At 42.9% G+C, this 7390-nt stretch carries 8 protein-coding genes; 7 read left to right on the top strand and 1 reads right to left on the bottom strand.

The annotated features are described in order from the left end of the window. From QZ019_RS08650 to QZ019_RS08620, 7 genes are all read left to right on the top strand, one after another. The coding region (locus QZ019_RS08650) for a helix-turn-helix domain-containing protein (protein ID WP_295484270.1) at positions 1-174 on the top strand (174 nt) is incomplete at its 5' end. Positions 175-358: 184 nt separating this feature from the next. After that, positions 359-1006, top strand: coding sequence for a ribosome biogenesis GTP-binding protein YihA/YsxC (gene yihA / locus QZ019_RS08645; protein ID WP_295484266.1), 648 nt, complete (start codon positions 359-361; stop codon positions 1004-1006). Then, the gene (gene gmk / locus QZ019_RS08640; RefSeq protein WP_294564143.1) at positions 999-1640 is read left to right on the top strand and encodes a guanylate kinase; all 642 of its coding nucleotides are present in this window, start codon (positions 999-1001) and stop codon (positions 1638-1640) included. Before yihA ends, gmk begins: the two co-directional genes overlap by 8 nt. 96 nt (positions 1641-1736) lie before the next feature. Beyond that, complete coding sequence (gene rpoZ / locus QZ019_RS08635) at positions 1737-2024, top strand: DNA-directed RNA polymerase subunit omega (RefSeq protein ID WP_295484263.1); 288 nt, start codon at positions 1737-1739, stop codon at positions 2022-2024. 119 nt (positions 2025-2143) lie between these two features. Further along, on the top strand, positions 2144-4249 hold the full coding sequence (spoT, locus tag QZ019_RS08630) for a bifunctional GTP diphosphokinase/guanosine-3',5'-bis pyrophosphate 3'-pyrophosphohydrolase (protein ID WP_294564458.1): 2106 nt from the start codon (positions 2144-2146) through the stop codon (positions 4247-4249). Between the two features lie 72 nt (positions 4250-4321). Further along, the gene (locus QZ019_RS08625) at positions 4322-5296 is read left to right on the top strand and encodes an alpha/beta fold hydrolase (RefSeq protein WP_295484261.1); all 975 of its coding nucleotides are present in this window, start codon (positions 4322-4324) and stop codon (positions 5294-5296) included. Next, positions 5293-6426 (top strand): GTP-binding protein, encoded by a 1134-nt coding sequence (locus tag QZ019_RS08620; RefSeq protein WP_286035860.1) that lies wholly within the window; start codon positions 5293-5295, stop codon positions 6424-6426. Before QZ019_RS08625 ends, QZ019_RS08620 begins: the two co-directional genes overlap by 4 nt. A gap of 83 nt (positions 6427-6509) precedes the next feature. On the opposite strand, the gene QZ019_RS08615 is transcribed toward QZ019_RS08620, so the two are convergent. Then, positions 6510-7390, bottom strand: an 881-nt coding sequence (locus QZ019_RS08615; RefSeq protein WP_295484256.1) for an OmpA family protein, incomplete at its 5' end; no start/stop codon positions are given.

Here is a 7390-nt window from a genome sequence, read left to right as displayed (position 1 = left end):
AGATTAAAGGCAGGAGAAAGAGACATTCTTTCAGAAGCCACTGCTGAATTTGAGCGCGTCATGCTTGAAGCTGCCTTAGCCTATACCGGCAACCACAAGCAGGAATCGGCAAAACTCTTAGGATGGGGACGCAATACGCTTACCCGCAAGATAAAAGAATTAAACCTTCAGTAATTATGAGCCGGCTTAAGCCGGCTTTTCTTTTTCTTCATATCCTTCATATATAAGCCCCATGATATAATTTACAAAAATTTTACATATTTCCCTTGAAAAGCAGACTTTAATAGCTTAAAGTCCGCCGCTAAATTCTTATTCTATCGATAACTTTATTTCATAAAGCCGTTAAAAAGAGGATCACATGGAACAGGCCCCTGCCGTACCTATTTTGGATTTCCGTCAAACCAAATTCGTCACTTCAGCACCTGATATCCGCCAAATGCCGCCGGATAACGGTATTGAGATCGCTTTTGCCGGACGATCAAACTCCGGAAAATCCTCTTCCATTAACGCAATCTGCGATCAAAAACATTTGGCAAAAACCAGCAGCACGCCGGGACGTACCCGACTCATCAATCTTTTTGCCGTACAGGCAAATAAATTTTTGGTGGATCTCCCGGGTTACGGCTATGCAGCTGTTCCTGAAGCCATGAAAAAACAATGGCAAAAATCCATGAGCGAATATCTGCAAAAACGCAGAGCCTTACGCGGAATTGTTGTAACCATGGATATCCGCCATCCTTTAAAAGATCATGACCGTTTGATTTTAGATTGGTCAACCGCGGCAAACCTTCCTGCCATCATTCTTTTAACCAAAGCTGATAAATTAGGCGTAACCGCCCGCAGTAAAGCACTCAAGGAAGTTAAACTGCTGTTATCGGAATTTGACGGCAACTTTACCGTTATTCCATTTTCTGCATGGAGCGGCATCGGAATTGATGAAACCCGTAAACTTTTATCAATATGGTATTCAAGCTTTCAACCTATAGAAGAAAACGAAAATGTCTAAAGAAAAAGGAACGTTATTTATCGTATCAGCCCCAAGCGGCGCCGGAAAATCGTCACTTATTGCAGCTTTAATGCAGCGTTTTAATTTAGATGATTCGCTAAGACTTTCCGTATCCCATACCACCCGTGATCCGCGTCCCGGTGAAACCAATCATGTAAGCTACCATTTTGTCAGCAACGAAGAATTTGAAGCTCTGATAGCACGTGACGCTTTTTACGAATACGCCAAAGTTTTCGATCATTATTACGGAACTTCAAAAGAAATAGTTGAAGAGTGGATAAATGACGGCAAAGACGTTTTTCTTGACATAGATTGGCAGGGCGCGCGCCTTATCCGTGAGCAATCCCCGTATGCAAAAAGCATTTTTATTTTGCCCCCGTCACTTGAAGAATTGCAAAACCGCCTAAAAAAACGCGGTCAAGATAGTGACGAAGTTATAAAAAAACGCATGGAAAAAGCTAAAAGAGAAATTTCTCACTACAATGAATATGACTATCTTATCGTCAACGACGTATTTGATGAAAGTGTTTTAGCTTTAAGATCCATCGTTCTTGCCCATCGCTATGAGCTTAAGCGTCAAAGCGACAAGCACAAACAGCTTTTGGATGCGATGCTTGAAGGTTACAGCGAATAAGGATCCAAAAAACGCCAAGAAGCGTTAAATGCACCGATAATCGGTTATAATAAATATTCAGCTTTTTATTTTTTGTTTTTTTGAGGTAGTGATTAAATGGCTAGAGTTACTGTGGAAGACGCCGTTGCCCGCGTCGGCAACCGCTTTGATCTAGTTCTTCTTGCAGCACGTCGTGCCCGTCAGATTTCCAATAACGGCAGCAAACCTTTAGTAGATGAAGAAAACGATAAACCTACCGTCATCGCTTTACGCGAAATTGAAGAAGGTTTAATTTCCGAAGAATTCTTAGATAAGCAAGATCGTAAAGATCATTTACGCGATGCTTCTTTACATACCGGAAATAATGAGTTCGCTCCTATTGACGGAGCCGAAATGTTCAGCTAACTGCAAAGGTAAACGCTATGGCCGGAGAAAATAAGCAGGATACTTTAAATTTAGACCTCCCGGTGCAAGAAATCTCTGCTCCTCCGGCTTTGTCTCGTGATGTTTTAAACGCCCCCAACCTGGAATTTTACTGGTCGCTGCGCGATCTGGTCTGTTCTTATTTACCCGCTGAAAAAATTCACTATATCGACAAGGCTTTTGAGCTTGCCGACCGTGCACATGACGGACAAAAAAGAGCATCAGGCGAACCTTATATCACTCATCCTCTGGCTGTAGCCACCATCGTTGCACAGATGCATCTTGACGTTGAGACTATTCAGGCTGCTCTGCTTCACGATACTGTTGAAGATACCTTTATCAACGAAAAAGATATAGAAAAAAATTTCGGACCAACAGTACAAAAAATCGTAAACGGTGTTACCAAGCTTGATAAGCTGCGTTTTCATGATTATCGCGAAGCTCAAACGGAAAATTTCCGTAAGATGATTTTGGCTATGACGCAGGATATCCGCGTCATTCTCATCAAACTTGCCGATCGCACCCACAACATGCGGACCATCGGCTCGCTGCGCCCTGACAAACGTATCCGCATTGCCAAAGAAACCCTTGATGTTTTCGTACCTATAGCCAATCGTCTCGGTATCTCGGAAATAAAGTCCGAGCTTGAAGAGCTCGGAATGGCGGCAATGCATCCGATGCGTTATCGAGTATTGAAATCAGCAGTTATCAAAGCCCGAAAAAACCGTAAAGAAATAGTAAACAACATCCTTGAAAACATCCGCGGACGCTTAAATGAAGTAGGGATCCCGGCTCGGGTTTTAGGCCGCGAAAAGCGTGTCTATTCCATTTACCAGAAAATGGTACATAAAGAACTGCAGTTCCGTGAGATCATGGATGTCTACGGTTTTAGAATCATCGTCAACGACGTTGATACGTGCTACCGTGTTTTAGGACAAATGCATAATCTCTTTAAGCCGCGACCTGACGGATTTAAAGACTATATTGCCATTCCGAAGATTAACGGTTATCAATCACTGCATACCTCGCTTATAGGACCTCACGGAGTTCCTATTGAAATTCAGATCCGTACTGAATTTATGGATCAGATGTCAGCCCGCGGCGTTGCAGCTCATTGGTCTTATAAAGAGAAAGGATCAGAGCCGACCTCAACAACCGCCCAAAAGAACGCTCAGCGCTGGATCAACAATATTCTGGATTTACAGCAAAGCTCGGCAAGCTCCCGCGAATTCATTGAGGGAGTTAAAAACGACCTTTATCCTGATACGATTTTCGTATTCTCACCTGAAGGCAAGATTTACGATTTGCCGTCCGGCGCAACACCTGTTGATTTCGCTTTTGCTGTCCATACCGACATCGGTCAGCACTGTATCGGCGCCCGCGTCAATCACCGCATGTTCCCGTTAAGCCACGCCCTTGAGTCAGGACAAACCGTCGAAATCATCACATCCCCAAGTGCCCAGCCTAACGCCATCTGGTTATCCTCGGTAGTTACTCCGCGTGCCCGCTCTAAGATAAGACAATATCTAAAGAGCTTAAAAGCCCAGGAATGCGTACTTATCGGCCGTCGTTTGCTGCAGACTTCATTAAAAGGCGTACGTCTTGATGAAATTGCGCCTGAACATTTAAGCGCAGTGCTTAAAGAGTTTAAAGAGCCGGATTTGGACGCACTTTTGGTGGACATCGCACTTGGCAATATCCTTACCGTAATCGTTGCCAAGCGCCTATCTAAAGAAATCGGTAAAAAGATTGCCGATGAAAAGACCCAGCCGATTACCGGAACCGGCGGTTTGCCTTATTCATTTGCTCAATGCTGCATGCCAATCCCGGGCGATCATATTATTGCGCATATTTCCCCGGGCAAAGGCCTTGTTATCCATAACTTCAACTGCTCTAATATTCGCGATATGGCAAAAGATCCGAATAAATTCCTCGACGTTAATTGGGATAGAGAAGTTGCTGCCAGCATGGATTTCCAAACCGGACTTAGAATTGAGCTTGAAAATCGTCAAGGCATTTTGTCTGAGATTTCCAACGCCGTAGATATAGCCGGATCGCAAATTGATTCAATTAATTCGGAAATCAAAGAAGGCAAAGTATATATCATTAATCTTACGGTGACCGTACGCGATCGCCTGCACCTTGCCGGTATTATCCGCCGTATAAAAACCATTCCGAATGTAATTAAGATCTTCAGAAAACGCTAATTTTTATTGGCGTCACAGACAGTATAGTTAGCCGTGCTAAACTAGAATATGTACTAGTATGCAGGGCTTATTATGAATGATCTTCCTTTTCTCACCACGGTTTCTGACTATATGCGCCAACTTGCGCATATTGAGGACTTTTATAAACACAAAATTATTAAACACTCTATAAAAGTTTCAGATGAAATCACGTTAAGTGCGATTGAACTTACAAGCGCAACCCCCAAACATACTTTAGTAATCGTCCCGGGTAGAGCTGAATGCGAACATAAATACGCTGAACTTTTATATTCATTACGCCAGCAGAATCTGCAGGTTTTTGTAATTTTTGTCCGGGGTCAAGGCATGTCTTCTAAAGTCATCAAAGGCAGTTTTAAATGTCATATTGATGATTTCAATGTTTATAGAAAAGATCTTGCTTTTGCACTTGATGCGCTTAATGTCAAAAGTCCGTATCTGTTAATGGCTTTTTCTATGGGCGGGCTCATCTCCTTGGATTTTTTGCTTCATGAAAAAAACAAACCTCAGCGCGTCGCTCTTCTGGCTCCTTACTTATGGCCTGCTTTCAATTTGCCCGAACCTATCTTAAAACTATTCGTCAACACGGTAGGCAATTTACCGCTTCTTAAGTATTTGTATACTCCGCACGGAGCAGAATACAAAAGAATCGAGTTTAAAAAGAACATCCATAGTCACTGTTTTGATCGCTACGAAACTTATCACGACTATTACGGATTGCATCCAGATCTGGCATTGGGAGGTCCTTCTTTTGCCTTTGTTAAGGAAGCCTTAAAAAAACAGCTTGAAATCATGAACAGTAATGTTGATTTCACCATCCCAATGCTGACCGTAACAGCAGGAGATGATCATGTCGTATCGACCCCGCACACCATAAACTTTATGAGAAAGCATTTAAACGACATCAGCAGACCTAAATATTTCAATTTGTCAGGTGCCTATCATGATCTGCTAAATGAATCTGACGAATACCGCAATTTAGCGTTAACATATGCTTTTAATTTTTTATTACACGGTGAAATAAAGTGACAGAAGTTATTGAAGAAGAGGATTTTCAAATCCCCGTAAATATCATTACCGGTTTTTTAGGCTCGGGAAAGACCACTTTGCTTAATAAATGGGTAAATACCGAAGAGTTTAAAGATACCTTGGTATTAATCAATGAATTCGGTGACGTGGGACTTGATCATGAATTAGTCCAAGCGGTTGATGATACTGTCGTATTACTTGGATCGGGCTGCATCTGCTGTTCTTTGCAGGGAGAGCTTATTGATTCATTGACCACTAACTTCATTCGCGCTAAAAAAGGACTTATTCCGAACTTTAAGCGTGTTTTAATCGAAACTACCGGTCTTGCCGATCCTTCAGGCGTAATTTCAACTCTTGCCGGTGATGAGTTTGTTATGACTTATTATCGTTATGACGGTACGGTAACCGTTCTTGACGGACAATTTGTCAGAGAGCAACTTAAAAACCAATATGAAGCCGTAAAACAAATCGCTCTTGCCGATATCATTCTTATAAGCAAAACCGATTTAATCGATTCTGACGAAATTGACGCAATTACTGAAGTTGCATCAAAAATCAATCCGTCAGCTCGTATCTATCCGATGTTAAAAGGCAATATCACACCTAAAATCATTGAGGAAATAGGACCATATAAAAATTCCGATCACCAAAATCCGGATAAAGTTGCTGCTTGGCTTAACATTAAAGACAAAACTCTTGCCTCACCGTTTAAACCGGCATCAGTTTCCAATACTATCGGTGTTGCCAAACCAAGAATCATTGCCCACTCCAATATCGAAAGCTTCTGCGTTTCAGTATCGGATCCTTTAGATCCTTTGGTTTTGTTATCTGCAATTTCTCTAGTTCAGGAGCAATACGGTGATTCGATCCTGCGCATCAAGGGCATCGTCAATATTAAAGATCAGGAAAAACCGGTGGTCATTCACGGAGTACAAGGAAATCTGTATCCGTTAACCGAGCTTGACAGCTGGCCTGATGATGATCATGACAGCAAGCTCGTGTTTATCGTAAGGGCTACGGTACTGGAGCAGATAAAGTATATTTTCGAGCAAGCACTTAAAAATCCTGATGAATCAGCGATTAGGTATTATCAGGAAGTAATAAGCAACGCCGAACAAATCAATCAGTAAAATTTACTAAAGCTCATTACAACGAAACCCCGGGATTTTCATCTCGGGGTTTCTTTTAATCTAATTAAACTTAATTAAATAGATTATTCAGTTTCGGTAACTTCACCGGTAACTGCAAGCTCAACACGACGATCCGGAGCTAAGCAGTCAATGAGCTTGTTGCCACGTAAGCCTTCACAACCGGTTGAAACAGGATCGGCTTCGCCCATGCCGGTAACGGTAAGCTGTTCAGGAGCAACGCCTGCAGCCTGGAGCTGGTCAGCAACGGCCTGAGCGCGCTTCTCTGACAAGGTCTGGTTGTAAGCCTCAGAACCGATGCGATCGGTGTAGCCCTTAACATCGTAAGCGGCATTCTGAATATTCTTAGCAGCGACTGAATCAACAACGCTGTTAACAGCCTTTACGCCTTCTTCGCAAAGTGAAGAACCGTCAAACGGGAAGAGGGTAGCTGCGTCTAAAGTGAAGTTCTCGGTAACGGTCTGAGGAACCGGAGCAACCGGAGCGGCACCGCCGAAGGTGTACTGTAAGCCGGCATAGAGCAAGCCGATATCGGTATCAGGATTGTCTTCACCATCAATTACGTCAAAGTAGTAATCATAACCGACACGAACGTCAATGTTCTTGGTTACGGCATACTGAACGCCTGCACCAACAAACGGAGCAATTTCATGGTAAGGTTCATCACCATGCTCTGCATCAACAGTAGCCCACATTGCACCACCGCGCAAATAAATGTCTGAACCATCAGGTCCTAACGGATAAGCTAAGCGTAATGCTGCTTCAGGTCCGTAGACATCTAAATCGCGAGAAACGCCTTCATCCTTCATAGAGAAGCCATCGAACATATTAAAGCCAGCTTCAAGAGCTAACCATGAAGTGAAATTGTAACCTGCATAGAGACCATAGCCGACAGCATCTTTGTCATCGGCAGATGACCAATAAGTGCTATCCATATCCATGTGTG

The sequence above is a fragment of the uncultured Succinatimonas sp. genome (genome assembly GCF_905203285.1).
Lineage (GTDB): Bacteria > Pseudomonadota > Gammaproteobacteria > Enterobacterales > Succinivibrionaceae > Succinatimonas.
This window is presented reverse-complemented; position numbering and strand designations above follow the sequence as displayed.

Coding starts and splice junctions, on each gene's coding strand:
- yihA (WP_295484266.1), top strand. CDS start 359: ATGGAACAGGCCCCTGCCGTACCTATTTTGGATTTCCGTCAAACCAAA.
- gmk (WP_294564143.1), top strand. CDS start 999: ATGTCTAAAGAAAAAGGAACGTTATTTATCGTATCAGCCCCAAGCGGC.
- rpoZ (WP_295484263.1), top strand. CDS start 1,737: ATGGCTAGAGTTACTGTGGAAGACGCCGTTGCCCGCGTCGGCAACCGC.
- QZ019_RS08625 (WP_295484261.1), top strand. CDS start 4,322: ATGAATGATCTTCCTTTTCTCACCACGGTTTCTGACTATATGCGCCAA.